Annotated in this window: 27 protein-coding genes and 1 tRNA gene; 2 read left to right on the forward strand and 26 right to left on the reverse strand. The window is 57.7% G+C overall.

Annotation, left to right across the window (positions count from 1 at the left end; translation table 11 throughout):
- The 5 genes from secD to JNM28_05055 form a co-directional block, all read right to left on the reverse strand.
- On the reverse strand, positions 1 to 2,547 hold the full coding sequence (secD, locus tag JNM28_05035; protein ID MBL8067792.1) for a protein translocase subunit SecD: 2,547 nt from the start codon (positions 2,545 to 2,547) through the stop codon (positions 1 to 3).
- Positions 2,548 to 2,597: 50 nt separating this feature from the next.
- Positions 2,598 to 3,284 (reverse strand): hypothetical protein, encoded by a 687-nt coding sequence (locus tag JNM28_05040; GenBank protein MBL8067793.1) that lies wholly within the window; start codon positions 3,282 to 3,284, stop codon positions 2,598 to 2,600.
- Between the two features lie 134 nt (positions 3,285 to 3,418).
- The gene (locus tag JNM28_05045) at positions 3,419 to 4,399 is read right to left on the reverse strand and encodes a sugar phosphate isomerase/epimerase (protein MBL8067794.1); all 981 of its coding nucleotides are present in this window, start codon (positions 4,397 to 4,399) and stop codon (positions 3,419 to 3,421) included.
- 33 nt (positions 4,400 to 4,432) lie between these two features.
- Entirely contained in the window at positions 4,433 to 6,262 is a 1,830-nt protein-coding gene (locus JNM28_05050; protein MBL8067795.1) for a hypothetical protein, read from the reverse strand.
- Between the two features lie 57 nt (positions 6,263 to 6,319).
- A complete protein-coding gene (locus JNM28_05055; protein ID MBL8067796.1) occupies positions 6,320 to 7,414 on the reverse strand; it encodes a TlpA family protein disulfide reductase in 1,095 nt (364 codons plus the stop codon).
- A 55-nt stretch (positions 7,415 to 7,469) separates the two neighbouring features.
- On the opposite strand from JNM28_05055, the gene JNM28_05060 reads away from it, so the two are divergent.
- Entirely contained in the window at positions 7,470 to 8,216 is a 747-nt protein-coding gene (locus tag JNM28_05060) for a hypothetical protein (GenBank protein ID MBL8067797.1), read from the forward strand.
- A gap of 3 nt (positions 8,217 to 8,219) precedes the next feature.
- Here the strand turns inward: JNM28_05060 and JNM28_05065 are convergent.
- From JNM28_05065 to JNM28_05150, 18 genes are all read right to left on the reverse strand, one after another.
- Positions 8,220 to 8,295 (reverse strand) — tRNA-Arg (locus JNM28_05065).
- 31 nt (positions 8,296 to 8,326) lie between these two features.
- Positions 8,327 to 9,199: an aminoglycoside phosphotransferase family protein gene (locus JNM28_05070; protein MBL8067798.1), complete on the reverse strand. Its 873-nt coding sequence runs from the start codon at positions 9,197 to 9,199 to the stop codon at positions 8,327 to 8,329.
- A 4-nt stretch (positions 9,200 to 9,203) separates the two neighbouring features.
- The gene (locus tag JNM28_05075; protein ID MBL8067799.1) at positions 9,204 to 9,725 is read right to left on the reverse strand and encodes a hypothetical protein; all 522 of its coding nucleotides are present in this window, start codon (positions 9,723 to 9,725) and stop codon (positions 9,204 to 9,206) included.
- Positions 9,725 to 10,237, reverse strand: coding sequence for a lytic transglycosylase domain-containing protein (locus JNM28_05080; GenBank protein ID MBL8067800.1), 513 nt, complete (start codon positions 10,235 to 10,237; stop codon positions 9,725 to 9,727). The genes JNM28_05075 and JNM28_05080 overlap by 1 nt, the downstream gene beginning before the upstream one ends.
- 116 nt (positions 10,238 to 10,353) lie before the next feature.
- The gene (gene fliJ, locus JNM28_05085; GenBank protein MBL8067801.1) at positions 10,354 to 10,767 is read right to left on the reverse strand and encodes a flagellar export protein FliJ; all 414 of its coding nucleotides are present in this window, start codon (positions 10,765 to 10,767) and stop codon (positions 10,354 to 10,356) included.
- A gap of 1 nt (position 10,768) precedes the next feature.
- Positions 10,769 to 12,082, reverse strand: coding sequence for a FliI/YscN family ATPase (locus JNM28_05090; protein ID MBL8067802.1), 1,314 nt, complete (start codon positions 12,080 to 12,082; stop codon positions 10,769 to 10,771).
- Between the two features lie 3 nt (positions 12,083 to 12,085).
- A complete protein-coding gene (locus JNM28_05095; protein MBL8067803.1) occupies positions 12,086 to 12,790 on the reverse strand; it encodes a hypothetical protein in 705 nt (234 codons plus the stop codon).
- Positions 12,783 to 13,793, reverse strand: coding sequence for a flagellar motor switch protein FliG (fliG, locus tag JNM28_05100; GenBank protein MBL8067804.1), 1,011 nt, complete (start codon positions 13,791 to 13,793; stop codon positions 12,783 to 12,785). The genes JNM28_05095 and fliG overlap by 8 nt, the downstream gene beginning before the upstream one ends.
- Positions 13,794 to 15,500 carry a hypothetical protein gene (locus tag JNM28_05105; GenBank protein ID MBL8067805.1) on the reverse strand — a complete coding sequence of 569 codons (1,707 nt, stop codon included), beginning with the start codon at positions 15,498 to 15,500 and terminating at the stop codon, positions 13,794 to 13,796.
- A gap of 35 nt (positions 15,501 to 15,535) precedes the next feature.
- On the reverse strand, positions 15,536 to 15,829 hold the full coding sequence (gene fliE, locus JNM28_05110; protein ID MBL8067806.1) for a flagellar hook-basal body complex protein FliE: 294 nt from the start codon (positions 15,827 to 15,829) through the stop codon (positions 15,536 to 15,538).
- Between the two features lie 9 nt (positions 15,830 to 15,838).
- A complete protein-coding gene (flgC, locus tag JNM28_05115) occupies positions 15,839 to 16,228 on the reverse strand; it encodes a flagellar basal body rod protein FlgC (protein MBL8067807.1) in 390 nt (129 codons plus the stop codon).
- Positions 16,228 to 16,644: a flagellar basal body rod protein FlgB gene (gene flgB / locus JNM28_05120; protein MBL8067808.1), complete on the reverse strand. Its 417-nt coding sequence runs from the start codon at positions 16,642 to 16,644 to the stop codon at positions 16,228 to 16,230. Before flgB ends, flgC begins: the two co-directional genes overlap by 1 nt.
- Positions 16,645 to 16,795: 151 nt before the next feature.
- On the reverse strand, positions 16,796 to 17,503 hold the full coding sequence (locus tag JNM28_05125) for a hypothetical protein (protein ID MBL8067809.1): 708 nt from the start codon (positions 17,501 to 17,503) through the stop codon (positions 16,796 to 16,798).
- A 500-nt stretch (positions 17,504 to 18,003) separates the two neighbouring features.
- Positions 18,004 to 19,848: a glutamate mutase L gene (locus JNM28_05130; protein ID MBL8067810.1), complete on the reverse strand. Its 1,845-nt coding sequence runs from the start codon at positions 19,846 to 19,848 to the stop codon at positions 18,004 to 18,006.
- Positions 19,849 to 19,942: 94 nt separating this feature from the next.
- Positions 19,943 to 20,173, reverse strand: a complete 231-nt coding sequence (locus tag JNM28_05135; GenBank protein MBL8067811.1) for a hypothetical protein — start codon at positions 20,171 to 20,173, stop codon at positions 19,943 to 19,945.
- Between the two features lie 4 nt (positions 20,174 to 20,177).
- Positions 20,178 to 21,098: a prepilin-type N-terminal cleavage/methylation domain-containing protein gene (locus JNM28_05140; GenBank protein MBL8067812.1), complete on the reverse strand. Its 921-nt coding sequence runs from the start codon at positions 21,096 to 21,098 to the stop codon at positions 20,178 to 20,180.
- Between the two features lie 206 nt (positions 21,099 to 21,304).
- Complete coding sequence (locus JNM28_05145; protein ID MBL8067813.1) at positions 21,305 to 21,535, reverse strand: hypothetical protein; 231 nt, start codon at positions 21,533 to 21,535, stop codon at positions 21,305 to 21,307.
- Entirely contained in the window at positions 21,535 to 22,473 is a 939-nt protein-coding gene (locus JNM28_05150) for a prepilin-type N-terminal cleavage/methylation domain-containing protein (protein MBL8067814.1), read from the reverse strand. The genes JNM28_05145 and JNM28_05150 overlap by 1 nt, the downstream gene beginning before the upstream one ends.
- 199 nt (positions 22,474 to 22,672) lie before the next feature.
- On the opposite strand from JNM28_05150, the gene JNM28_05155 reads away from it, so the two are divergent.
- On the forward strand, positions 22,673 to 23,803 hold the full coding sequence (locus JNM28_05155) for an ABC transporter ATP-binding protein (protein MBL8067815.1): 1,131 nt from the start codon (positions 22,673 to 22,675) through the stop codon (positions 23,801 to 23,803).
- Positions 23,804 to 23,866: 63 nt separating this feature from the next.
- On the opposite strand, the gene JNM28_05160 is transcribed toward JNM28_05155, so the two are convergent.
- The 3 genes from JNM28_05160 to JNM28_05170 all read right to left on the reverse strand — a co-directional run bounded on the left by JNM28_05160 (position 23,867) and on the right by JNM28_05170 (position 26,348).
- Positions 23,867 to 24,625 (reverse strand): hypothetical protein, encoded by a 759-nt coding sequence (locus JNM28_05160; protein MBL8067816.1) that lies wholly within the window; start codon positions 24,623 to 24,625, stop codon positions 23,867 to 23,869.
- A gap of 51 nt (positions 24,626 to 24,676) precedes the next feature.
- The gene (locus JNM28_05165; protein ID MBL8067817.1) at positions 24,677 to 25,453 is read right to left on the reverse strand and encodes a hypothetical protein; all 777 of its coding nucleotides are present in this window, start codon (positions 25,451 to 25,453) and stop codon (positions 24,677 to 24,679) included.
- An 88-nt stretch (positions 25,454 to 25,541) separates the two neighbouring features.
- A complete protein-coding gene (locus JNM28_05170; GenBank protein MBL8067818.1) occupies positions 25,542 to 26,348 on the reverse strand; it encodes a prepilin-type N-terminal cleavage/methylation domain-containing protein in 807 nt (268 codons plus the stop codon).
- Positions 26,349 to 26,397 lie beyond the last annotated feature (49 nt).

Raw genomic sequence — 26,397 nt, forward strand, 5'->3', positions numbered from 1 at the left:
CTACTCTTCGTCTTCGATGGAGTGGCTGGCCTGTTCGCGGACGGATTTCTTGCGGCGGATCGTCCCGTATGCGCTGGTGTCCTCTTGGGTTGCCGAGGTTTGGGTTGCAACAACCTGGGCGGCTCGGAGTTTGGTCTCGTGCTGCGCTTCGTAAACCAGCCCTTCGGCTTCGCCCTTTCGTTTGACAACGGCCCGATCCCAAAGCCAGAGGATGGGAGAGGCGTTGAAGATGGAGCTGTATGTCCCGACGAGGATTCCAAGGAACATGACGAGAACCATGAACTTGAGGTCAGGAGTGGGGGTGCCGAAGATCAGGAGCAAAGCCAGGGGCAGCATCGCCGCGGCCGAGGTGTTGATCGACCGGGCAACCGTTTGGGTCACGGATTTGTCGCACAAGTGCTCGAAGGTTTCCGCGCCTTTGGATCGCCGCAGATTCTCTCGGATCCGGTCGAAAATGATGATCGTATCATGGACTGAAAAGCCGATGACCGTCAGCATGGCGGTGATGAACATCGAACTGACCTCCCAACCCAAAAGCTTTCCGATGATGGCGGCCATGCCAACGATGAAGAGCACGTCGTGGAGCAGGGCCATGACGGCACTCGCCCCGAACTTGACCCCGTTCTTCATGCCGCCAAGGGCGAATCCGAACCGGAGTGCCATGTAAAGCACGATCAGGGCCGACGAGATCAACACGCCATTGATGGCGTTGGTAGTTGTTTCTTTGCTGATGCTGGGGCCGATTTCACTGATTCCGGAGTCTTTGTCGACCGTCAGCCCTGCGGCTTTGGCGATATCGGCTTGGGCTGTGGCGCTCTGCAAACCTTGACCAGTGGGGACAGTGATGTAGACCTGGTGCTTGCCACCCTCGAGCGTCGCCAATTTGACGTTGGTGCCCTTGAACCCAGCGGCGGCCAAATTGGCGTTCACTTGTTGGGTTGTCACCGAGTTATCGACGACGAAGCTGGCTTCAAATCCGCCCTGGAATTCGACGTTGGGTTTGATGCCGAAGACGGCCAAGGCGATGATACCGGGGACGATGAGCACGGCAGACAAGGTGAACCACCGCTTGGCCTTGCCGATGACTTGGATCACCTTGTCCGATGCGCCGGCTTCCAGCTTCTCTCCAAACAGGTTGCGGTTCAGCGCATACCATTTGGGGTCGGTTCCGATTCCCAGCGATGTGAGGCCGACAAGGAGCGACCGGGTAACGGCGACGGCGGTGAAAAAGCTGACCAAAACCCCGATGACGAGGGCAGTTGCAAATCCCTTCACAGCAGAGGTGCCGAGGATGAACAACACCGTCGAGGTGATGACTGTGCAGGCATTGGAGTCGAGGATTGCCGACAAGGCCCGTTTAAAGCCGAGTTCGACCGCGGTCAGCAGCTTGCGGCCCGCCCGGAGTTCTTCTTTGACCCGCTCAAAAACAAGGATGTTGGCGTCCACGGCCATCCCAACCGACAGGATGAAAGCGGCCAAAGAAGCCAAGCTAAACGTCGCCCCGATGTACTTCATCACCGTGATGGTGAACAAGCAATAAAGCGTCATGGCGACGGCGGCGACGAGCCCAGGGAAGGCGTAATAGCCAATCAAATAGATGATGATGATGACGAAGCTGATAACCCCGGCGCGCACCATCTGGTTGAAGGCTTCATCACCAATGGTGGGGGAGATTTTTTCGCTGGCCAAAACCTTGAGGTCAACGGGCAGCGAGCCGGATTTCACGAGATCCGTCAGTTGGCGGATGTATCCGGCGTCGAACTCGCCGTCGATGTAGGCATTGTCCGAAAGCACCGCGCCGTCCTTCTTCGGGGAGATCTGCAGCACGCGACCGTTCATGACGAACGCGAGATTTTCGCCTTCATTAAGGTACCGGCGGGACCAAGCCGCTAGCTTCTTTGAGCCGGCGTCGCTGAATTTGAACATCGGCCGAGATTTGCCGTTGCCGAGGACTTCGCCAAACGCATCGACGACATCGTCGCCTTCCAGGATCAAATCCCAACTCTTGATCATTTGGTCGTACTCCGGTGTGCCGGGTTCGATGATCTTGTCGGGCGATGTGCTCCGGGTGAACGTGGCATAGGGGGCCCCGCTCTTGTCGATTTCCTGCTCGGAAGCGACCTGGTAGGTTTTGTTCGGGCGTTTTTGCGTCCCGACACTGCGGGCGTGGAACACCTGGACTTTGGCAGTGTTGCTCAGGAGTTCCTTGGCTTGCTCCAGGTCGGTTGCACCGGGCAGTTCAATTACAAATTGGTCTTCACCCTTGGTCGTGACCGTTCCTTCGTTGACGCCAAGGCCTTGCCCCACCCGCCGCTCCAAGTTCCCCTGGACGGTTTTTTGCACGCGGGAAAGGTTTTTGGCCTGCTCGGCGGTCAAGGTGGCCTTGTCCATTTGCATGGTCAGGCGGATCCCACCGGCGACATCGAGGCCCTTCTTGAGCGGTTTGAGGGTGTAGCCCCAAATCGAGAGCCCGGTCAGGGCGACTACAAGGATGAGAAACCAACTGTTTCGGGAGTTCAAACGAAAAGCCTCCGGCCCGAGGGCCAAGCGCGGATTATACCTATGGGTTTGAATTCAAACCGGGGGGCTTGGGCCACCTAGCGGGGCTTGATCTTCTTGAACCCGGAATAGGCGGCGGGGAGGTCGTATTCGCTGGGATCAACCTTGGTGTTGATCGAGTCTTTGATCAAATATCCTTTGATGCGGCTGACCCGCCCTTCGGTGGTTTTGGTGATTTCGAATTGTCGCAACACGAATGTCTTGGGTTCAAACCATTGGGTGATTTGAACCTGGGATTTTTGGGTCGGGCTGATTGTCTTGGCGTCGTAACGGGTGAGCTTTTTGCCGTCCACCGTGTCTTCGGTGGCCGCGGTAACGGTTGGGCTCGGGTTGGTGGCGAACCGGGGTCCCAAGTCGTCCAGTGTCAGAGACATCTCGCCCGCGGCTGGGGTGAGTTTTGGGGCGTTCGGTGGCAACTCAATCCCACCCTCCGGTTCATCCATTTCATAAGCCTTGTCCAGTAGATAGGCCGTCCATTTCCTTTTTTTGTTGTAGGCACTCTCGGCAACATCAAGGCCTTCGGTATAGAGCTTTGTCCGGCGGCCATCGGGGGAGATGGTCAAGGTGACTTCTTGGCGCATGCCCGCCCCTTCTTGGGGGATGCTGACCATCACATAGGTTCCTTTGAACCCGGTGAGCTTGTTGATGGCATCCTGCTTCATCTGTTCGAGTTGCTCGAACGTGGGAGCTTGGCCGAGGAGGAGGGGTACGAGCGCCAGGGTCATGGCTATACGGGGTTAGACGGTTGGCAAGGGCCGGGGTTGCGGCGAATTCAGACGATGTCCCTGGTGTTTTCCAGTCTCATGCGGGCCGGATGGGGGGCGGCCGAGGAAATCCTGAACCGGCCCCCGGCGCGCCCTCAGTCGCGGGCCCAGAACATCGGGCCGGCCTCTTCGGCGATGACGGCTTGCTTGAGAACCTCTACCGCCTTGGAAAGGCCTTCCGTCGATGTCATCAGACCGTCTTCGTGTTCGATGCTCAAGACGAAGTCGTAGCCAACGGTGCGCAGGACGGAGACAAAGTCCTTCCACCATTCCACCGGGTGGCCGTAGCCGACCGAGCGGAACACCCATGACCGGCCGGCGATGTCGCCATAGGACTTGGTGTCCAGGTTGCCGTTGATCCGGGCCGTTTCCGGGTCGATCCTCGTGTCTTTGGCGTGAACATGGAACAGGGCACCTTCGCGACCAAGTTGCCGAACGGCGGCCAACGGGTCGATGCCTTGCCACCACAGGTGAGATGGGTCGAAGTTGGCCCCGATCCGGTGACCGTTTTTGCCGGCCCCGTTGCGCAGCGTCAGCAAGGATTCGTTGTTGTAGGCCAGGAATCCTGGGTGCATCTCAATGCCGAAATTGACGTTTTTGGATTCGAGGAAATCCGCTTGTTCTTGCCAGTAGGGCAACGCGACAGACCATTGGTAGGCGAGGATGTCTCGGAATTCATCGGGCCAAGCGCAAGTGACCCAGTTTGGGTTTTTCGCATCCGGATTGTCGCCCGGGCAGCCGCTGAATCCGTTAACCCTTTCGATGCCAAGCGCATGGGCCAGTTCCACCCCCCGGCGGAATGCGTTGTGGTGGTCTACGGCGATGGACTTAACCGGGTGGAGGGGATTGCCATGCACGGAAATGGCACTGAGAACCAGCCCCCGCCGTGCCAATTCGGCATGCAACTGATCGCGGGCCTCCTTGCTTTGCAACAGCTTCTCGACATCAAGGTGGGGAGAGCCCGGATAGGCACCAGCCCCAATTTCCACGGCACCGATGCCAAGCGATTGGACGATGTCGAGGACTTCGGTGAGCGGTTTATCTCCGAACAGGGCGGTGAAGAGGCCGATCTTCATTTTCGGCCCCTGTTTACCCGCCGCGATCGTGCTCTAAGGTCGCCCGGCCCGGGCCACGAGGGAAAGGTAGTAAAGATACGAGGGGTAGAAATAGTCGTCTGGCGTGGTGGAAAGCCCGGGTGAATATTCAAAGAGTTGTTGGCGACATTTGTTGAGCATCCTTTCGGCCGCTGGTTTGTCGCCGGATCGGATCAACAATTCGGCCATGGCAAGGGATTCTTCGAGGAATTCCGAGGTTTCGTCCAGATAGATCGACCGGTAGTCTTCGGATTTGGCCAGCATGTCGGCGAGGTCTTTGGCAAATGGGGCTTTTGATTGTTTGCCGTCGTATTGCCGGATGATCCTCACTGCCGTTGTGGGGAGCAGATCTAATGACTCGGTGAAATAGCCGAAAAACGTCCGCATGTCTTCGTCGGACAGTTTCGATGAATCGGCCAAGACGAGGAATGGGGTCTCGCCCGGGCTAATGTTGTAGAGGTCACCGACGGTCTCGAGGATGGCTTCGAAGTCTTCGGTGCCATAAACCCCGCTGAGGCTTTCTGCTGCGGCAAACTCAAAAACATCGGAAACCATCGCCCCGCCACCGTCGGCAATGAGCCCGGCAATGGCCTCTGCCCCGGTTGGGTAAGGCTTTGTGTTGCCGTTGAGCACGGTTGTAAACGGCTTGTCAAACGACCGAGCGGCGTCGATTGCTTGGATGGCCGCGTCGCGCTCGGTGGATGTGAGGAGGTCGCTTTCTTGGAGCTTGGCCGCCATTTGTTTTGCTTCATCCCATTGCCCCATTTGGATGGTGCGGTGCAGGCAGTCGATTTGGATCAGGTCAGATCCGCTCTTATCGAAAATCGCTTTGAACGTTTTAGCAAACGACTCCTTTTCAGATTTCGTCAGCTTCCGCATGGGGACGTCCCCATCCATGTCGATGAGCACCAAGAACAAGCTGAGGTAGGCGGTTTCGGCCTCTTCTTCCCCCGCTTTGGTCAAAGTCGCCATGGCTTGGTCGGGGCTGATGAACATTTGGCAAAACGCTTCGAAGGCCAGCCAGTCAGAGAGCCCGGCATAAAGTTCTGGGTCGAGCTTGCCTTGGACCTGTTGGGCAAAGGCGATGCCCCGCTTGGGGTCGCCAGAGTCTAGTACCGACCATTTCGCGATCGCCAAGAGCATGTTCCACAGAGTTCCGAACTGTTCTGGCTCCACCTCTTGAGTTTCGATTTGGTTGAGGACGAGTTGGAAGGCGGCCTCCGGTTTGCCGATGTTGCTTTTGATGACCGAGTTGGCTTGCCGCAAGGGGGCGTTGGCGGCATATCGGGCTTTGATTTCGTCCGTCCGCACCTTCCGCGACCGGGCCATATCGAGGTTGTCATCTTGGAATAGTTGGAAGGCGGCTTCGGCGAATTCTGGTTCCCCAATGGCTCCGATATAGCCATGTTTATTTACAAAAAATGAGATATTCGAGTCGGCCAGGCTGGCCTTGTACCAGAGTCGGCCCAAGACTTGGGAACCAGTGTCCTGAACCAATGCAATCCGGGATTGACCCCGGAATAGTCCGCGGGCCATGGCGTCGTATTCGCGGTACCGGGTTTCTGCCGAATCGATGTTGGCGACGATGACACTGAGCCCGGGGTTATCGGCCGAGATCTGCCTAATCGTGTCCGCATCGTATTCAAGCGAATCGAAATTGGCTTGAGACCAAAAGTAGAGAAGGTAGTTTGTACCCCGTTGCAAGGTGGGGGCTGGATGGCCAAGGATGACGCTCCCGAACTCGAATGTCGGGGCTTTGTCCCCGGGTAGCAAAACTTCGGATTCTTGGGCAAAGGCACCAACAGAGGCGAACACGCAAAACAAACAGGCAAGAAACCGCGACATGTGCGGAAATTACCTATGCCAGGCGCGGTCGTGCCGCAAACTTTTCCCCAAGGGCGTTCAGCCCCCGATCGCTGCCTTTTCCTTGGCAGCCGCGTTTTCAATTTCCTTGCGGAGGCTCTTCATCTGCTCGTCTTGGGCATAGGGTGAAGAGTCAAAGGCCTTGAGTGCACGGTTAAGGATTTCGAGGGCCTTTTTGTGCTCCCCAGTAACACTGTAGGCGGGGGCGACGGAAAACAGCACCAAGGCGTCGTCGTGTTTGAGGTTTTCCAGGATCTGGTCGGATGTGAATACGGCGAGCTCCCGGTTGCCGGCCTTATCGATCGCTTGCTCGTAGCTAAAAAACGCCAAATTGGCGATGTCCCCAAACTCGCCCTTCGCCATGGATTTGATCATTTCCTTAGCGGCCGGGATGTTGTCCCCGGCGTAGAGGCCGAGTTTGGCCATCTTGGCGTTGCCTCCGACGGTTTCATTCTCTGCAAGGGCATCCAGGATTTTGATTGCTTCGTCCTTTTTGCCTTGCTTGTAAAGTTCTTCGGCTCCCGTGATCTGGTCGAGCAGTTCGTTTTGCTCGATTTGCTTCTTGACTTCGGCCTCCCTGGCCGTGCGGGCGGCAGTTATGTCGAACTTCTTCTCAACCACTTGCATGAGTGGTGTTTCAATCTCCATCGGGTGGCCGATCCATGCGACGAGACCCTCTTGGTTGATGATGAACGCGGTAGGGATTCCGTCGCTGTAGCTGGCTTCCATCCATTTGGAAGTCATATCCATTTGCGGTGTGTCCACGGCGACTCGGTAGCTCATCTTGGCCGCCATTTTCTTCACAAACCCGCTGATCCGGGCATCTTGGCCATCCTCTTCATCCCAGATGTTGACCCCAACAAATTCGGCTTTGCCTTTGAGCTTGAGGCTAAGGTCGTTGAGATGGGGGATCGATTCGATACAGGGACCGCACCAGGTGGCCCAGAACTCGACGACGTAAACCTTGCCCTTTTCAAAAGCTTTGATTTCTTGGCCTTGGTAATACTTGGCCACTTTGATCGCCGGGGCTTTGTCTCCCGGCAGCAAGATTTTGGGGTCTTGCGCCGGCACCCCTTGGTTGGCCCATACGGCAGCAGCGCAGGCAAAAATCGTGGCGGCGGTCAAAGTTTTCATGAGGATTTGGTTACGATACCTGGACGCGCGGTAGGCTCTGGCGGTTGGTGGCAGCATGGTTGGACTCTTGATTTTGGGCCTGATGGCGACCTTGCCCTCGCCGGTTGTCAGGGGCCATTCGCACAACGATTACGCCCAATCCAAGCCCCTTTGGGGGGCATTAGAAGCAGGGATGTGCTCAATTGAGGCCGATGTGTTCCTGATTGATGGCGAACTCCGGGTGGGGCACGAAAGGGCCGACGCCGCAAAAGGCGGCACCTTGGGCGACATATATCTAAAGCCGTTGGCGGATTTAATGAAGGTCGATGGAAAGCTTGCCAAAGACTGGCCGGAAGTCACCCTCCTGGTCGACATCAAAGAAGAAGGGGAAAGGGTGTATCCGCTGCTGGTGCGGCAGGTGTCCGCCCACCCGGAGACATTTTCGACCGATTCTGCCATCCGCGCCGTCCGGGTCGTGGTGAGCGGAGACCGGCCTGTCGACTTGATTTTGAAAGACCCGACGGGGTGGTTGGCCCTGGACGGACGACGCGATGATCTGGGAAAAGGGATATCCGTCCGCCGCATGCCCCTAGTCAGCGAAGCGTGGTCTTGGGTTGGCTACAACAAAAACGTTGAGCTTCCACCAGAGAACTTCAACAAAGCCAAGGGGTTTGCCGATTCCGTTCGCAGCGAAGGGCGGAAGAGCCGGTTTTGGGGTGTGCCGGATCGGGCCGATTTCTGGGGGCTGATGGATAAGGTGGGGGTCGATTGGCTGAACACCGACCACCCGGATGCCTTGCGGGCGTGGACACTGAAAAAGTAGGTTTGGCCCGGCTGGAGGGATTCGAACCCCCGACACCTGGTTCCGAAGACCAGTGCTCTATCCACTGAGCTACAGCCGGATTTGGGTTAGGAATTGTACCGGCCCGTAATTTAGCGCATGAGGCTTGCCCGCTCCAGGGTTTCCAGGGTTTGCTTCCCGATCTCGCCATGGCGGGGCTGGCCGTGTTCCCCATGCCGTAGGTGGGTCACGCCAAAGTGGAGCGCCCATCCCTGAGCCCGGCGGACGACCCCAGGGTCGCGGGTGGCCGCCCAAATGGCATCGGGATCTTGGAAAAACATATAGAACCGGGCGAGGTCGCAAGCCGGGTCGCCAGATGTGAGGTCGCCCCAATCGAGGATTGCCGCAAATCGGCCTCCTTCTGTCAAGGCATTCATCGGGTGGAGGTCGCCATGGATCCACAAAGCTGATCCGGGGCAATCCTCTTCCAGGGACAGATTCCACTGCTCAATCTGGTGCCGGGTGAGGTGCGGTTCGATGGGATCTCCCGATGATTGGCGGCGTCGATCCATATCCGGGAGCGGCACCCCCCGGTAGGGGTTAACGGGCGCATTCGCGGGCGCTGGTTTATGCAAGGCCTCAAAGAACCGGGCCAGGGCAGCCGGCTCCGAAGCAGCGGGAGGGAACAAATCGGCCGGCTTTCCAGGGAGCCAAGGCACAATCGTCCACGGATGGGGGAAGTCGCGGTCTGGTTGCCCGAAATGGAGGGGGGCCGGCGTTGGGAGCGGGAGCTGCTTTGCCAACAAAGGGAGCCACTCGATTTCAGCTTGGGTGCAAGCCAGCGAATCCTCCCTGCGAGGCAAGCGAACGGCAAGGTCCTTGCCAAGCCGGAACATGGAATTGTCCCAACCCGATTCGACTTCTTGCAAAGCCAGCCCAGAATATTGGGGGAACTGCGATGCAACAAGCCGCTGCACAAGGCCGGCCTCTACGGGGAAGTCTGCCGGGGGCTTTCCAAACTCCACAGGGTCAGTATGGCTGTTCGGGCGGGATGGCACTGGCTTGGCTTTCGATCAGCCGACTGATGGCAGCCGCTTTTTTGGAGTCTTTGATTTCTGCCAACACTTTCGCCACCTTTTCGGAATCCATCTTGCTCAAAACCCGGGCAAAGTTGGCGTCCTCATATGTCGCCGCGATCCGCACGATATCTGGGGCGTTGAGGTTGTTCCAGATACCGGCAAGCTTTTTTGCCCCGAGGTCAGGATCGGTTTCCGGTTTGGGGGTGGGCGCGAGCTCAGCCTTTGGTTCAGGTTCGATGGTCGCCTGGGGTTCAACCGGCTTAGCCTCGGGCTTTTTGTCTTCCTTGTCCGTGTAGTTGGCAGCGGCTGTTGATGCCGCCTTCATACCAGGGAGTTTGAGCCCGGGGATTTTGACAACGCCGGCGTAGGCGGCCCCCACCACTCCGCCAGCAATAAGAAGCGGGAGGGCAACGGCAAGGGCGATCACCAGCCCCTTCTTTCCCTTAGGTTTGGTTTTGGCTTCTTCGGACATCAGTTACCTCCAATCCGCCCCAAGATTTTGCGGACATAGTCTTGGGTTTCAGAAAACGGGGGGATCCCCCCAAACCGCTTGACGGCCCCGGGTCCGGCATTGTATGCGGCCAAGGCAAGGCTGCGGTCACCGCCGAATTCTTTGAGCATCTGGGAAAGGTATTTGGCACCGCCGTTCAGGCTTTGCACGGGGTCATAGGGGTCGGCGACACCCATGGCCTGAGCCGTTTTGGGCATCAGTTGTGTGAGCCCCATGGCCCCTGCCGAAGAAACGGCGCGGGGGTTGAACGAACTCTCTTGTTCGACGAGAGACTGGAACAAAGCGGGGTCGATCCCGTACTTCTCGGCGATTTGGGTGGCCAAGGTCCGGAGGTCGCCTCCTTCTGGCCCCTGCGGTGGGGCGATCTGGCCCAGCATCATCGGGTTAAGCGGGGCGTTGCCATCCATGGGGAGGGTGAACCCGGCTCCAAGGCGGCTCGGCGCACCCGATCGCTTGTCGATCTGCCCGCCCATGGAGGGTTGGGCGACCGGGGCAGGCGTGGGAGTCGTCCTTTGTTCGAGTTGTGCGAGTCGGGATTTGATTTCGGCGATCCGGGCTTGCGTGCCCTCAAACCCCCGCACCCTCAGGTTCATGCCACCCTCCGCATGGTTGCCCATTCGTCCAGAGCGGCTTGTTCCTTGCGGTTGACCTCCGCATTGTGCTCGGCTAGAGCCTTTTCCCTCAGGTTTTCAAGAGCTTTGACTTCTTTTCGGGCCTCGATCCACTTTGCCTCAGCCTGTTCCTCTTCGGCTCTGAGGACACTGGTTAGGCTGTCCAACGCCCTTGCTTCGTCTTCCAGCCGGTCGTTGTAGGCGCAGGCGTCTAGCCGCCCTTGGAATGTGGATGGGTTGGAGCCTCTCAACTGCGCCATGAGCCGGTCAATCCCTTGGCGGTCGCTTTCCGCGTCCAACCTCTTTCCTCGGGCAAGTTGGAGAGCCAGTTCGGTTTCTTCAAGTTCCTTTTGGCGGAGTTCAAGAACGGTTTGAAGTCGGAATTTGAACATATCAGTTGACGAGTTGGTTCAAGACGAGTTGCACGTCGGCCATCGGGGTGCTTTCCGATTTCCCCTGCCGGAGCATGGCGTTGATGCGGTCCCATTTATCCAACGCCTCGTCGGCAATGGGTTTGGATCCTGGTTTGTAAGCGCCGACGGACACCAGGTCTTCAATGTCGGCATAGGCGGCGATGAGTTCCCTCAACCGGGCGGCGTTGCGGACATGACCTTCGTCGGTGACCATCGGCATGACCCGGCTGAGGCTTTGCAGGATAGAAATCGGGGGGTAGTGGCCCTTGGAGGTGAGCTTGCGGTCCAAAACGACGTGGCCGTCCAGGATGGATCTGGCTGCGTCGGCGATGGGTTCGTTGGTGTCGTCCCCATCAACCAAGATCGTGTAAATCGCGGTGATGGCCCCTTTTGGTCCGCAACCCGCGCGTTCCATCAATTTTGGCAAAAGGGCGAAAACGCTGGGCGTGTACCCCTTTGTGCTCGGCGGCTCGCCGATCGCCAGCCCGATTTCGCGCTGGGCCATGGCAAACCGGGTCACGGAGTCCATCATCAGCATCACGTTCAGGCCTTGATCGCGGAAGTACTCGGCGATTGCGGTGGCGCTCAGGGCCGCCTTGATGCGCATAAGGGCCGGCTCGTCGCTGGTGGCGCAAATGATGATGCTCCGAGCCAACCCTTCGGGGCCGAGGTCGTTTTCGATGAATTCGCGGACTTCGCGTCCGCGCTCGCCGACCAAGGCGATGACGTTGACATCGGATTGCCCATTCCGAGCGATCATCCCGAGCAGAGTTGATTTCCCGACGCCGGATCCGGCAAAGATTCCGACCCGTTGCCCAACGCCCATCGTCAAGATGGAATCGATGGCCCGGACCCCGGTTTCAAAAGGATGCTGGATCATCTGCCGCTCCATCGCGTTGGGCGGTTGCGCAATAACGGGGTAGTGGTTGTGGACGGCCAGCGGCCCTTTGCCGTCGATCGGGCGGCCGAGCGCATCCATTGTCCGGCCGAAGAGCCCTTCGCCAACGGGGACGCGCAGGCAATGCCCCGTGCCTTTGACGAGGCACCCGGATTTGACCCCGCTGATTTCGCCCAGGGGCATCATCAAGACCTTTTCACCGCGGAATCCAACGACTTCGCAACGGATTCCGGGCTGGCCGGGTTCGGCTTCGATGATGCATAGGTCTCCAATCCGGGCCGACGGCCCGGCGGATTCGATGACGAGCCCAACGACTTGGGTGACGCGCCCCATCACCTCGAACCGGTGCACGGAGTCGATCGCGCGCATTGCGCTCTTGAATTGGGGAGCCTGCATCGCTTATGCCGCCTCTTCGGAGATGTGATCGGCCATGCGGTGGAGATAAGTCTCCACCCTGGCATCGACGACGCCGCTGTCGGATTCAACAACAATGCCGTTTTCGATCTTTGGGTCGCTAACCACTTCGATGTCGCGGATATGCGAGACCGAGCGGATGATCTCCTCGCGACGGGCTTCTAAGGTTGCGGATTGAACCGGGTTGACCCGGAGCCGGACATGGTTCCCGGTCGTGACTTCTTGAAGAACCTGTTTGCTGATTGCGACGACCACGTCAGGGTTGAGGGACAGTTCCTGGCTGACGGCCCGCCGGGCGATTTCGACCGCGAGGACGGCGAGTTGCTCCTCGGTCTCCTGGTACCACTGCTCGATGTTCCTTTGGGTTTCCGAGAGCAACCGAGACAAATCTTGGGCGAATGCAGCAATCGCCTCCGCATGGCCCGCCTCGTGTTCTTCCCGGATTCTCATCTCGCCGATTTCAAGCCCGGCTTCGATTCCCTTGGCTTCGCCTTGGGCAAATCCGGCGGCATAACCGAGCCGGACGCCTTGGTCGTGCGCCTCGGCAAATTTTTGGTCGATTTGGGATTTGGTGAGCTTGGCCGTGGGGTCTTGGGCGGCCACGGCATGAGTGGTCTGCAGCTGATCCAAGAACGTCCCGTGGGGGACGGCTTGCCGCAGGATGTTCCGCCCGATAACGGCCCTAGACAAGGATCTCCTCCTCGTCCCGTCCAATTTCGATTTCCCCGGATTCTTCCAGACGGCGGATGACGGCCACGATCTTTTGTTGGGCTTCCTCGACCGTCCGCATCTTGACCGGCCCCATGAATTCCATGTCTTCTTTGAGCATGTTCACGGCCCGTTCGGACATGTTACGGTAGATCTTTTCTTGGACTTCTTGCTTGACGCCTTTGAGGGCGGTGCCGAGATCCTTGGAATCGACTTCCTTGAGGATGGATTGGACGGCGCGGTCGTCAAGTTGGACGATGTCCTCAAAGACAAACATCATGTTCTTGACTTCATCGGCGAGTTCGGGGTTGTTCTCGGTGAGGGCATCCAAGATCAGGCGCTCCGTCTGCCGGTCGACGCGGCTCAGCAGATCCACCAGCGATTTGGGCCCCCCAGCTTTAGTCATTTCGGTGTTGATGACGTTGGAGACCTTTTTTTCCAAGATGGATTCGACGGACCGGATGACTTCCGGCGGGGTTTGGTCCATGGCGGCGATGCGTTCGGCTACTTCGCCTCGCAAATCGGCCGGCAGTTTGCTGATGATGGTCGCCGCCTGGGTTGTGTTCATGTAGGCCAAGATCAAGGCGATTGTTTGAGGATGCTCCTCTTGGATGAAGCTGAGGAGCTGTTGGGGGTCGGCTCGTTTGAGGAATTCGAACGGGACGACCTGCATGGCCGAAACGATTTTTTTGGTCAGTTCACCGGCTTTGTCCTCACCAAATGCGGCGATGAGGGCCTTTTTAGCACTGTCCACCCCGCCTTCGGCAATGAATTCTTGGGCTTGGGCCATCTCATGGAATTCAGAGATGATGCGGGCTTTGAGCTCTGGCGAGACCTTTTCCAACCGGGCGATCTCCATCGAGATGGCTTCGACTTGGTCTTCGTTGAAGTGTTTGAGGATTTCCCCGGCAAATTCCGGCCCCATGACGGCCAAGATGATTGCCGCCTTGCGCCTGGGGGTGAGTTCGATGGCTTTCTTGCGCATCTACTTCGCCTCCTCCATCATCCAGCTTTTCAGGAGCATGGCAACGGCTTCTGGGTTGTTGCGCGACATCTTGCGGATCTGTTCGAGCGGCACGTCGACTTTGCGTTTGATGGATTCGATATCGGGGTCCTCTTCGCCTTCGTCTTCGTACATCCCTTTCTTGCGTTTGCGGGTCGTCACCACGACATCGCCGTTCTCGTCGACGGACTCTTCGATGATCTCTTCGAGTTCCTGATAGTCGGGGAGGGCTTCTGGGGCGGGCCGGGTTGCCTGGTCGATGAGGGCCAACAGTTTGGGGTCGCTGTTGACGGGGATGGTGAGTTTGTCGCCGTTGGAAAGCACCAGGGTTTGGTTCTGCGACCTTTTGATGGTGCCGGTCAGGGATTTGATGAGGATTGCGGCAACGGCAATGAGCGCTCCAATGGGGAGGAGCGAGATGACCTGTTGCATTTGGGCAGCGCTGGCGGCGGCGTCGCTCGCGGCCTTTTGGGACTTTGCCGCCTCATTGCTGAATTCAGCCGCGGTGACAGATTCCGTGAATTTGGGGTTGCCCTTCCAAGGCGCGACATAGTTGGCGACCCGGCTCTGCAGCGGTTTTAGATCCTTGATGACTCCGCTGTTGGCAAACACGCTCACGTTCATGCCAATGATCTCCCCCGCCGCCTTTTCAATTTCCGTCTGGGTGTTGGTCGTGGGGTAGTGCTTGGTTTTTTGGTCGCTTTGGTAGTTGGAATTCTTGTCCGAGTTGACTTTCGCGTTGTTCTGGCCCGGGATGTTGCTTTCTGCACCGACGCCATTGAGCGGTTCCGAAGTGCTGGAGACCATCGTCTCCGTAGCCGACTCTTCTACCGTCGGATCTCCGGTGCGCACCGTTTCATCCTTTTTGATGGTAGTCGTGTCCATGTTGAGCTGGACATCGACTTGGACGATGGTGTTGCCCTTGCCAAAAACCATGTCGAGTTCTCGCTGGAGTTCGGCGGCCCTCCTTTTGGCTTCGGCCGATTCGGCCTCCATCTTCTTGCTGGCCAAAGTTCCGGAAGAATTGGCTTCTTCGCCGTCGTAGATCATGCGGCCGGAATCTGTAACAACGGTGACGCTCTTGGGGGTCATCCCGGTAATGGCGTTTTGGACCAACCGGGCGATCGCTTTGCCGTTGTCTTGGGTGAGCGCCCCGTCGTTGGATTCGGTGATGCGCACAGCGGCCGTCGGCGGGATGGTTTGGTCGCCAAAGGGCGAATCTTTTCCAGCGGCAAGGTGAACCTGGGCGTTGGCCACCCCGGGCATGGTCATGATGGACTGGGCAAGCTCGGCGGTTTTGGCAGCGATGATTTTTTCATTCTCCTTCTTCTGGCTATCGCCGATTCCGATGGAGTTGATGAGGTCCATGCCACCCGTGCTTGTTTTCGGGAGCTTGTTCTTTGTGGCCAAGTACATCTTGGCCCTGGGGACATCTTGGTTGGGGACGACGACTTCTCCCTGGGGAGTGATTTCCACTTGGAACCCGCCCTTGGTGAGCTCATCGTAAATGCCGCCTCGCTCCGCATCGCTGAGCCCGGGTATGACGGGCTGCATCTTCGGCTTTCCGGCAAAGAAGATTGTGAGTCCAAGCAAAAGCGCAAGAAACGCCCCGCCGAACACCGTGACCATTTTCTGCGTTCGGTCGGCGGTGTCCCACCATTGTCTGATTCGGTCGAGTAAGGCACCCATGTGTGTCCCGCTGACCGGTGTTCATTTCCTAGCCGCTAGACTTGCATGCGGCTGATCTCTTGATAGGCTTCCAGCGTTTTGTTCCGGACTTGCATCATGAGTTGCAAGGCCGTGCTGGCCCGTTCCATTGCGATCAATAGGTCGTGTGTTTCCACCGGTCGATTCGCCATAAGGTCGTTTTGCAGCTTGGTCGCGTCGGACTGGGCTGAGTTGACTTCCTTGATGGCGTCCATCAACATTTGGCCGAAGTTTTCAGACTTTTCGCCTGTTTCGGCTTGCGGTGGCTTCGCAAGGGTTTTGGCGGGATTGATCGAGGCATCGATGCGCATGGCTCAGCCTTAAACCTTCCCAATGTTCAGGGCCGCCATCATCATCCCCTTGGTGGAGTTGAAAGCGGCGACGTTTGCTTCGTATGCCCGGGTGGCGGACATCATGTTCACCATCTCGAGCACGGGGTTGACGTTGGAGTAATAGACCTTTCCTTCGGCGTCGGCGAGCGGGTTATCTGGCTCGGTGACGGCACGGAGGTCCGAAGGGTCATCGACGATTCTTTCGATCCTCGGCCCCTCGTCAGTCGGTTCGAGGACGACGATTTTGCGGCGGTAGGCTTCTTTGCCCGGGGTGCTGACGCTGTTGGCGTTGGCGATGTTTGCCGAAACGACATCAAGTCGCATCCGCTCGGCGTGGAGGCCGGAAGAGCTGGACCGCAATGCTGAGCCCAGTGTCATCATCTACCCTCCCGGATCACGCTTTTTAATCCGGAGAAGTAGCGGCTTGTGATTTCGGTCATCAATTGATAGCGGACTTCCATCTCGGCCATCGACATGACTTCGTCCTCCAAGTTCACGCTGTTGCCATCCAACCGCACGGGTCGGGACTCGTTGTCTCCATCCATGCGGGAGCGCCGCGTCCGGAGGGTGGAAATACTGCTTTGGTCTTCACCTTCGGGCTCAATGCCGAAGTCGATGTCTTGGCGCTTGTAATTGGGGACGTTCACATTGGCCAAGTTCCGCGTGATGAGGCCCGCCCGTTGCGTGGTCAGATCCATCGCCCGGTTCAGGTTGCGGGATTGCGGCCCGAAAAGCTTGTCCAGTAATTGCACGGCAGTTTCCTGTTCTGTCGCGCCGTCCGTTGCGTTTCCCACCCCGATCCTTGGGGTGGAGTGGCCGGGCAGAACCCGGCACATCCCCATCTTCGGCATGAATACGAGAGGCTTGAGGGCTGGTAGCCCCGTTCAGCACAAAAAATGCCCCCAGCGATTTTGCCGGGGGCATTGCGGGCCAAGAACTAGTGGGTCAGAATCCCGCTGTGAACCCGATTCCGAAGGTGAAATTGGTGCGGTTCGGCGCGCCCTGCAGGTTTTTGGAGTCCAGAAAGCCGGCGTATCCGACCTTGAGGTAGCCGTCCGTCCCCCGGAAGAGGGTGCGGGTAAAGGTGGCCTCCAAACCGAAGTCGGCAAAACCGCTCCGACCGTTGCCATAGTAATAGCTGTTGTGGGTTCGGTTGCCGTACCCGACCCAGCCTCCCAAACCGATCGCGCCAACCGGCGTCTCGAGTTGGCGGCTGGCCCCAAAGCGGCCATAGACCGCCTTGTCGGCCTCGTCGACATCCATGTTGACCTGGATCGTTGGGCTGAAGTCCCCGCTGAAGGTGAAGCTGCCGTAAAACTCGGCCGTTCGAATGGGGCCGAGAGGAAAGGCATAGTCGATGTAGCCAAGGCTCCAAGAGCCTTGGGGGCCGCTAGCCGAATAACTGACCGTCGTATCCCACTCGTCAAACCTCTTTGAGCCGTTGATGTCGTAATCACCCCAGAAGTTGAGGTTCCATCCGTGCCAGGCCAGGTTGGCTGAAGGTTGGAAGACGGGGTCGTCGATGAAGTTGATGCCGCGCCAGACGTACTTGCTGTAAACCGGCATATCCAATTTGGCGGTCACCGGTTCGTCGGCACAGGCGGCGCCGCATGTGGCCGCAAGGGCAACCAGCGTAAGGTTCTTGAAATCCATCTCTCTTCCCAGAGGTGCCGATCCATCGGCAACCAGGAAATATTTTCGGGTTGTCGAATCCAGAACGGTAGGCCGTTGGGCGGGCAAGAGGCCCTATTGGCAAAGATTGAGGAACTTTAGCTTCTAGCAACCGGTAAAGGTCTGTGTTCCAAGGGGGATCGGTTAGACCAATCGAAAAAGGTCGAAAAGGCTGTCTCCAACAATCCTTTCCCGCTCCCCTTGGTGCCTAAGTTGTTATATATCATGTAGGCAATTGGAAAAACATATAAGAGAACTTATTATCAATATATACGACATTAAGTTCTTCTGTAAACTTGGCAAACCCGGCACGGGATTGTGGGACGATTCACCCAAGAATTTGCGCTTCCACCACGGTCATCCGGATCAGATCCAAAGCCTGTGGGTGATTCAAAGGCGGTGCGCCGCCAAATGTTTACATGGCGGCGGATGCAAAGCAGTTTGTCTGAACCGCCGCAAAGATCTCAGGTGCGTGCAACCAATTACTTGGGCAACGGCAATCCCATGGCTTCCAACCATTCGCGGAGTTTGGCGATTCGGGTGGCGTTTTCCGTGGGGAGGACGAGTGGCCGGCCGCGGCCGTCGATGACGATGCCGACCGTACCCCCTTCCAATTTCGCTTCAACCCTGTTGCCTTTGCCCGCCCCGACATCGAAGTTTTTGGTCGGGGTGACGGTCACGTTTTTGAACTCGTGCCGCCCGAGTGGGATGACTTTGATCTGCCCAACTTGGACGGATTCGTTGATGCCGTCGCCGGTAACAGTGACCATGGGTTCACCTTCTTTGCCGGTGCCGACCGGGCTGATGCAGTGGCCGCATTTGACGATGCAGTCATAGTCGAACACTTGTTTGGCGGCTTCAAAAAAGTGCTCGCTCAACACGCCGAGGTGGGGCATCATGAAGATGCTGTCCACCGTGAGCATGGTGATGCCTTCGGGTTGGTAGGCGTCCATCATCATCAGGGCGCTTTGGGCGCGCATCGGGGCGTGGCTGAGCACCCCTCCGGAGCCGATGATCATGTCCAACTTCATCATTTTGATGAGCGTCGAGCCCGATTCTTGCTGTTCAAAGATCTGTCCGACATCGCGCTGTTGTTGGACGCCTTTGAGCGACCGGGCGAGCGATTTGTGGTGGTCGAATGCAAGGCGCAGGGCCTCGCGGCTGACCGCCTGTTCAATCAGCAGGTCCTCATAGGCCTGCGGGATCGTCGTGGGGCGGATCATTTTGTTGCGCAGGCGGTTCCGAACTTCGTACGGGTCGATTTCGAACGGCAACCAGCGGGCGATGTTGGTGGTGCCGGTTTCCTTGAGCACGTTGCAGATCGAGTAGCTCATGCCGAGGTTGGCCGAGACCGTCCGGTTATAGATGCCGTCGAATACGGAAAAGACGTCGGTGGTTGCCCCGCCGATATCGACTCCGAGGATGTTGATCCCTTCTTGATCGGCATACGACTTGAGCAGTTTGCCGACTGCGTTGGGAGTCGCCATTACGTCGTAGCTCGCCCATTCCAACAGCTTGTTGTAACCAGGAGCTTGTTGCATGACGTGCTCCAAGAACAGCTCATGGATTTCTTCCCGGGCCGGGTCGAGGTTTTCGCTGTCCAGGGTCGGCCGCAAATTGTCGACCACGTTGAGGGCGATGGAGTCGCCGAGAACTTCGCTGACTTCTTCCCGGACATCCTTGTTGCCGGCGTAGATGACGGGGAGCTTCATGTCGCCGAACCGCGGCTTGGGGTCAGCCCGGCGGATGACTTCGGCCATGTCGATGAGGTGGATTTTTGTGCCGCCATCGGTTCCGCCGGACATGAGGATGATGTCGGGGCGAAGTTTGCGCAACCGCTCAACCTTTTGAAAGTCTTTGCGGCCATCGTCGACGGCCAGAGTGTCCATCAGGATGGCTCCGGCCCCGAGGGCGGCCCGCTCGGCAGATTCGGCGGACATCGATTTGACAACTCCGGCGACCATCATTTGCAGCCCGCCCCCGGCGCTGGATGTGCTGACATAGAGGTCGCTGCCGTCGAATTCGCCGGCACGTTCTTGATCCCTTTTCCCGTCTTTGACCATGCGCCAGACGTGCCCGTCTTTGAGGAGGTTTCGCCGCTTGGCAGTGAAACCATCTGGAACCTTGCCTTCGCTGACCTCTTCGAGTTCGGTCATGGCGTTGGTGACGCCGATCGTGACGTCTTCAAAGGGTTTTTCGACCGTGGTTGGGGCTTCGCCCCGGGCAACCAACCGGTATTGGCCTTCGGCGTTCCGCTCGATCATGATGGCCTTGGTGGTGGTGGAGCCACAGTCGGTGGCAACGATGCGCAGGATGTCTTGAGACATTAACACCCATTATGCGTGAAGGGGGTTCCGGAGTGCCACGAAGTTTTGTTAGGGGGATGGCTAGCCATCCCCCACTTTGGCAATTTAGAGCGTCCTAACGACCGCCTTCGGTCTCGCCCTGATCACCCTTTGAGGCTTCGCCACTAGCCCCCCGGGCTTTGGCAAGTTCCTGTTGTTGAGGGGTGAGCTTGCTGGAGTCGGTCAGGTCGACTGATTCCGGTTTGGTGCCTTTTGGCGCCGGCGCATCGGAGCCAGCATCACTGCTGCAACCAATGGAAGCGAATGCGGCCAGGGTTGCAAAAGCCATGAAAACGAACTTTTTCATCAACCTAGAAGATGGTCCTCGGGCCGAAGTTTGCAAAGTCGAATTCCGGTCGGAACAGGTAGGGGTGGCAGAAGTACTGATCCCAAGACCGGTTGGCGACAAATTGACCGCTATAACGGGCAAATGGGTCCGTCCGCGGGTCTTGGTCGCCCGTTTGGTTGACACCAATTCTCCGGGCCTTTGCGTGGCTGTCTGCGTAGTTAAAAGTCATGACACCGCTAAACAGGTCGTACCCTTGGCCGCTGGAATTGGACGTGTAGGAGCTTGCCTGGCCGTTGACGGCCGTCGAACATGTGGGAGTCTGAGGCTGATAAACGCAGGGAACACCGGCTTGAGGGCAGATGAGCCAGGGGCTGGCGTAGCCGCCACCGATCAGGGAGCGTTTGCCCTGACCCGGCCACCAGACGATCAAGTCGGCAACGCTGCCAATAGCAGTTGCACTATATGCATTCAGGAGTCCGTTGTAGGTATAGGTCAAATCCTTGGAATCTCCCGGCGGTTTGAGTCCACCCATCATCGAGAAGGTGCCGCCATCAAAACGGTTTGCTACAGGGTCGTGAATGATATCAATGTTTTTCATATACGGCTGAATTGCATTTGTTACAAATGACCGCGCCGTGTTGACCAAGGATTGGTTGACACCGAGATTGGTTGCAATGCTGTCGGGGGTCGGGACGAACCGGTTGGCCGTAGTGGCGCCAACTGCTATCCCTGGCGCTTCAACGGTCCCTTGCGGGTAGTAGTCGTCGTAATCGCTGAGGTAGATCTGAGTTGCGGTTCCCATATTCTTCAGATTGCTGAGCGACTGCGTCTTTTTGGCAGCCAATTTGGCTTGCGCGAAGACGGGGAACAATATTGCGGCGAGGATCGCGATGATCGCGATCACCACCAGCAGTTCGATGAGGGTGAATGCTCTTGTTTTCATGGCTTCAAAACAGGTCGTTGATGACCGGGCGGAAACCCGCCGTTCTCAATCATACGTCAAAAAGGCTCTGGCTCGGCGGCATAGTCGAGTGGCGGGACCTTGCTTTTTTGAACGGGGTTCCGGAGTGCCACTGAGTTCTCACTGAGGCAAAAATGGGGGCGGGCGGGGGACAATCCCCCGCCCGTCTCAATAGATCCGGCTTACGGCTACTTGCCGTCTTGGCCGCCGCCATCCTGGTCGCCAGGTTGGCTGGTGCCTTGTTTGCGCATTTCTTCCATCCCGCGTTCTTCGGGGTTTTTGGCCCCTGGGGGTGCGGTGGTAGTTTCAGGCGCATTGCCTTTCGGCGCGGCATCGGTTGATGCAGTGTCCGAGGCGCACCCGGCAATCATGCCGCACATGAGCGCGGCGAGCATTGCGATGGCAAGGAGGTTCTTCATTACAGGGCGACCGCCGTGTCCCAGGTTCCGAAGTCCAGGTCGGGCCGGAAGAGGTAGGCGTGGCATCCGGCGGGGTCTTCTGCCGACCACCAGCGCTTCATGAGGTTGGTGCCACCGTTGGTGCCTTGCCAATCGGTGAACGGGTCGATCCGCGGATCGGTGGGGCCGGTGGATCGGGAACCGATCTTGCGGGTTTTGGCGTGGCCATCCACAAACGTGACGATCCAGTGGCCGCTATACATGTCCCAACCGGCGCCACCCGTGGAGCGCGAGACGAACGAGGTGGAGCCGTTGTCCAGCGTGTTGCAGCCGGCGTATCCGGGTTTGTAGACGCAGGACGTCAGGCGGTTGGCGTTTTCGCAACCCATGTACGGGTTGGCGAACCAAGCACCGGGGGTTTTGCGGTTGCCGTCTTGCGAGAACAGGATCAAGCCGGCCGGGTTGGTGACGGCCGTTGCGCTGTAGCTGTTCAACAAGCCGTTATAGGCATACGCGTAGTTGTTGTTGATGTTTTGGTAGGGCATGCCGTTGGCAATGCTCAACGTGTAGATCGAGGTGGTCGAGGAGGCGACGGGGTCGTCGTAGATCTGCTCGTTTTTGAGGTAGGGCCGCATCGAATTCACGTAGAACGTGTTAAACGCGTTGATCCCGCTTTGATCGGTGAATGCTGCTGCCTGCTCAGCCGGAACCGGGCAGAACCGGTTATAGAGGGTGCGGTTGTTCTGCGGGTTCCAGATATTGGTGATGGGCATCGTGTCGTCGTAGTCCGACAGATAGATCTGGGCAGCCGTGTTGATGTTTTTGACGTTGGAGATGGCTTGCGCCTTCTTTGCGGCAACTTTGGCTTGCGCGAAGACGGGGAACAGGATGGCGGCGAGGATTGCGATAATGGCAATGACCACCAGCAGTTCGATGAGGGTGAATGCACGTGTTTTCATGGCTTCAAAACAGGTCGTCGATGACCGGGCGGAAACCCGCTAATGTCAATGATACGTTAAAAAGCCTCTAACTTGGCTGCATATTCCAGTGTCTGGCCTGCATTTTTTTTGAAGAGGACGTAGCGTGCGGCACGATTGGCTATAATCCCTTCCAGTCAGGCAACGGCGCCTGGACCAAAGGCAAAGGAGAATTCACAGTTTGGCCGGGGTCAGCTTCAAAGGCGTCACAAAGATTTTTGGCAAAGATGTCAAAGCCGTCGATAACTTGAACTTGGAGATTCGAGATAAAGAATTCATGGTTCTCGTCGGCCCTTCGGGTTGTGGGAAGACAACGGCCCTCCGCATGATCGCGGGCCTGGAAGAGGCGACCGAAGGCGATTTGAACATCGGTGACCGCCGGGTCAATGATGTCCCTCCGAAAGATCGGGATATCGCCATGGTGTTCCAAAACTATGCCCTTTATCCGCACATGTCGGTTTACGACAACATCGCGTTTGGGCTCCGCCTTCGTGAACTAAAGGGTTTCCTCTGGCAAATTGCCAATGCTGCAGAAGCCAAAAAGGTCAAAGCCGATATCGACAGCCGCGTCCATGAGGCGGCGAAGATGCTCGACATCGACCATTTGTTGCACCGCAAACCCAAGGAGCTTTCTGGCGGGCAACGCCAGCGGGTGGCCTTGGGCCGCGCGATTGTGCGCAAGCCGAAAGTCTTTTTGATGGATGAGCCGCTTTCCAACTTGGATGCCAAGCTCCGCATCCAAACGCGGGCCGAGCTGATCCGGCTCCACCGCGACTTGGGAATCACAACGATCTATGTGACCCACGACCAAGTGGAGGCGATGACGATGGGCCAACGCATCAGTGTCATGTCCAACGGGGTGCTCCAACAGTGCGACGAACCGGAAACGGTCTACAATTTCCCGGCGAACAAATTCGTTGCCGGGTTCATTGGCGCCCCGCCCATGAACTTTGTTGAAGGATCTATCCAAGCCGGAAAGTTCGTTTCCCCCAACCTGACCCTCCCGTTGCCAGCGGGTCATGCCGCCGCGGGAATGGAAGGCAAAAAGGTGACCCTGGGGATCCGGCCGGAAGATGTTTCCGACGCCTCGCTTGCTGGCAAAGTCGACGAATCCCACTGCTTCACGGCAACGGTCGATGTGCTCGAAAAGCTCGGGGCGGAAGACACCGCCTACCTGAAGGTCGGGGATGTCGCCATGATCGCCACGCTCGATCCGGCAAACCGCTTGGAGATGGGGAGCGAGCACAAGTTTGTTGCCACCATCGAGAAGATCCACATTTTCGACGGCGAGACCGAACAGGCCATCCGCTGAAAATCCGGTTGCCAGGGCGTAGTGAGGGCGCGACAGCCTGCGCCCAAGGCAGGGGAACGCCTTCTAGTGCCCTTTGCACTCGATGGTGACCGTCACCGGCTGTTCGCCGGTTTCGCCACGGGCACGAGACCGCGAAGCAAACGTTCCGCAGTAGGCGGTGAGGAAACTGTTTTGGTCTCGCTGGGTCAGCGGTTTATCTAGACTCGAAGAGCCTTGGTAGTACATATTGTCCAGACTGTCGTCGCTGTGACCCTGGAGGAAGAGCGCATGGCCGAATTCGTGCGTGCATGTGGCCTTCAGCCCATCTTGGAACTGGGCAGCCGTCATCCCAGGCCACGTGTTGATCGTCACGTGGGCGCTGACGATTTGCCCGGTCGAGGGGTAATAGGTGACTTGAGTGAATCCGAGCGTGCCCCCGCCCCCGGGAGCCGTGGAAAGCTGGTTGACATCGACGGTGATATCGGCGCCTGAAGAAGAGCCTACCTGGGTCACCACCATGTTTCCGCTGCTTGCCGCCACCCACCGTTGCATGGCCGCCCAAAAAATATCGTTTGTGTCATAGCTGTTGCCGCCGTAGGTGTTGACCTGGTTGGAGGCAAAGTAGACGTTGATGGGGAAGCCGGGCCAAGTCAGGATCTTGTTCGGCTGGTTGTCGCCGGGGTCGGTCGCCTGGACGTAGTTTGGGGTGAGGAAGTTGGGCCCGCAGGCAAGCGGCGTGGTGTTTCCGCCGGGCGTGCTGTTTCCTCCGCCTCCGCAACCGATTGCAAAAAGAACGATGGCGGCCGAAACCACTGCCACAAATGCGGGGTGCAACTGCTTCACACTTACAATAGTTGGACGGCCGCCGCCGGTTTCTCAGGCAAAAAAGCGGACTCAGGTCCCGCTGACTTTGTTTTCGGCGACGCCCTTGTGAACGGCAATTTGGGCGGTCAAGAGCTCCGCTTTCTTTTTGGGGATCCCGGTCAGCAGGGTTTGTGGAAGTTCATCCAACAATTCTTTCACTTGGTTTCGGTTCAAGGCCAACATCTGCTGAAGGCAGGAGATCATTTCGTTGCTGTCGGGCGCCTTGACCAAAATGAGGTCGTACGGTTGGTCGTCGTCGTGGATGGTATAGGCTTCAAAGACCTTTTTGGCCGCCGTTTGTTCGTCGGTTGCGATGGGGATCTCCCGGTCGCAGGATTCGCAGATCAACCCAGTGGATTTTTCGCTGTAGTAATTGAGCGTGTTGCAGTAACCGCAGCGAACCTGATAGACGTTGAGGATCTTGCCGCCCTCGATGGGCACTTCCCGGTTGCAATGGATACATCGGAAATCACTTTCGGGGGCGGCCGTCAAAATGTTGGTTTTCTGGCAGAACGGGCATTCAACCGGATGTCCTTCGACTTCCCGGACTTTGGTGAGTCGGTAAATGCCAAAACCGAGTAACCCGATGCCGATCACTCCCAAAACAACGCCAAGTCCCGAAAAAAGCCCGCCTTGGCTCCGTTGGTAATAGAAGACGACCGCGGCGATCAGCAGAATGACCACGCCGGGGGCGAGGCTGAACACGGCATCGGCGGCAATCCGCTCTTTGGCGTCGGCCGCTTGCATCAAAACCGGTTCGATTTCCGCGCTTTGTCCTTCTTGGGAGATGTTTTCGTCTTCGCTCATCGTCGGTCGGCCCTGAAACCGATAGTGTATTGACGCGGCCGGACGCTGTCAAGTGTCCGGCCGCTAATTTTACCGGTTGGGAGCCCCGTTACCGGAATCGCCAGATCACGTTGCCAAATGTGTTCAAAGATTTGGCACTGTAAACTTTGGCGTGCCCGTCGGCAAAGATGACCGGTGCCCGCCCGTTATTCTTCTTGTCAGCTCCAAAGGGGCACTTGATCGGCTTAAGTGCGCCGGCGCTCAAGCTGGGAGAGGCCGGATAATTTTCGTCGCCAGTTTCGGTGACCAAGTCCCGGTCGCTGATCATCGGGAGGCCTTTTTTATAGTCGCCGCCTGGGTCGTTGAGGCCGTTGTACGGATTGAACACGTAGCCCCGGTGTTTGGTCGTTGTGACATCTTTGGGCGCGTTGGCCGTCACCGCGAACAGTCCGGTTTTGGCGGTTTCTTCGGCTTGGCTGAAGTTGGCCGCAGAGGTGAATCCTTCGGTTCCTGGGAGCGCGGCTCCGGGGACGGCGGTACTGTTGGGGTCGACCCCGGTCGCATCACTGTAGCCAACCGACTGGTGCCGACGGGTTGCCCAACTGGCGGCGAATCCCCCGCCTGAGTCGGGAGTGATGAAAATCTGTTCATTTTTGACGTAGGGTGAGAGCCCTTGCGTCCAAATCGTCGGATCCAAGGCCGGATTGACGTCGCGCATAGAAGCCGGGACGAAAAAGTCGTCGTAGTCGCCGGCATAGATCATGACGCTCATGCCTAATTGCCGCATTTGGGAAAGCGATTGGGTTTGCTTTGCCGCCACCTTCGCCTGGGAAAAAACGGGGAAGAGGATAGCCGCCAAGATGGCGATGATCGCGATCACGACCAAGAGTTCGATGAGGGTGAATGCTTTTCGCATGTTGATCCTAAATACTGACTGCAATGATAACACAAAAAGTTTGAAACGG

The organism is Armatimonadota bacterium, assembly GCA_016789105.1.
Taxonomy (GTDB): domain Bacteria; phylum Armatimonadota; class Fimbriimonadia; order Fimbriimonadales; family Fimbriimonadaceae; genus UphvI-Ar2.

Bases quoted from the DNA above. Each gene is read 5' to 3' on its own strand.
- JNM28_05040 (MBL8067793.1), bottom strand. From the start codon at position 3,284: ATGACCCTGGCGCTCGTACCCCTCCTCCTCGGCCAAGCTCCCACGTTC.
- JNM28_05045 (MBL8067794.1), bottom strand. From the start codon at position 4,399: ATGAAGATCGGCCTCTTCACCGCCCTGTTCGGAGATAAACCGCTCACC.
- JNM28_05050 (MBL8067795.1), bottom strand. From the start codon at position 6,262: ATGTCGCGGTTTCTTGCCTGTTTGTTTTGCGTGTTCGCCTCTGTTGGT.
- JNM28_05055 (MBL8067796.1), bottom strand. From the start codon at position 7,414: ATGAAAACTTTGACCGCCGCCACGATTTTTGCCTGCGCTGCTGCCGTA.
- JNM28_05060 (MBL8067797.1), top strand. From the start codon at position 7,470: ATGGTTGGACTCTTGATTTTGGGCCTGATGGCGACCTTGCCCTCGCCG.
- JNM28_05075 (MBL8067799.1), bottom strand. From the start codon at position 9,725: ATGTCCGAAGAAGCCAAAACCAAACCTAAGGGAAAGAAGGGGCTGGTG.
- JNM28_05080 (MBL8067800.1), bottom strand. From the start codon at position 10,237: ATGGGCGGGCAGATCGACAAGCGATCGGGTGCGCCGAGCCGCCTTGGA.
- fliJ (MBL8067801.1), bottom strand. From the start codon at position 10,767: ATGTTCAAATTCCGACTTCAAACCGTTCTTGAACTCCGCCAAAAGGAA.
- JNM28_05090 (MBL8067802.1), bottom strand. From the start codon at position 12,082: ATGCAGGCTCCCCAATTCAAGAGCGCAATGCGCGCGATCGACTCCGTG.
- fliG (MBL8067804.1), bottom strand. From the start codon at position 13,793: ATGCGCAAGAAAGCCATCGAACTCACCCCCAGGCGCAAGGCGGCAATC.
- JNM28_05105 (MBL8067805.1), bottom strand. From the start codon at position 15,500: ATGGGTGCCTTACTCGACCGAATCAGACAATGGTGGGACACCGCCGAC.
- fliE (MBL8067806.1), bottom strand. From the start codon at position 15,829: ATGCGCATCGATGCCTCGATCAATCCCGCCAAAACCCTTGCGAAGCCA.
- flgC (MBL8067807.1), bottom strand. From the start codon at position 16,228: ATGACACTGGGCTCAGCATTGCGGTCCAGCTCTTCCGGCCTCCACGCC.
- JNM28_05125 (MBL8067809.1), bottom strand. From the start codon at position 17,503: ATGGATTTCAAGAACCTTACGCTGGTTGCCCTTGCGGCCACATGCGGC.
- JNM28_05130 (MBL8067810.1), bottom strand. From the start codon at position 19,848: ATGTCTCAAGACATCCTGCGCATCGTTGCCACCGACTGTGGCTCCACC.
- JNM28_05135 (MBL8067811.1), bottom strand. From the start codon at position 20,173: ATGAAAAAGTTCGTTTTCATGGCTTTTGCAACCCTGGCCGCATTCGCT.
- JNM28_05140 (MBL8067812.1), bottom strand. From the start codon at position 21,098: ATGAAAACAAGAGCATTCACCCTCATCGAACTGCTGGTGGTGATCGCG.
- JNM28_05145 (MBL8067813.1), bottom strand. From the start codon at position 21,535: ATGAAGAACCTCCTTGCCATCGCAATGCTCGCCGCGCTCATGTGCGGC.
- JNM28_05150 (MBL8067814.1), bottom strand. From the start codon at position 22,473: ATGAAAACACGTGCATTCACCCTCATCGAACTGCTGGTGGTCATTGCC.
- JNM28_05165 (MBL8067817.1), bottom strand. From the start codon at position 25,453: ATGAGCGAAGACGAAAACATCTCCCAAGAAGGACAAAGCGCGGAAATC.
- JNM28_05170 (MBL8067818.1), bottom strand. From the start codon at position 26,348: ATGCGAAAAGCATTCACCCTCATCGAACTCTTGGTCGTGATCGCGATC.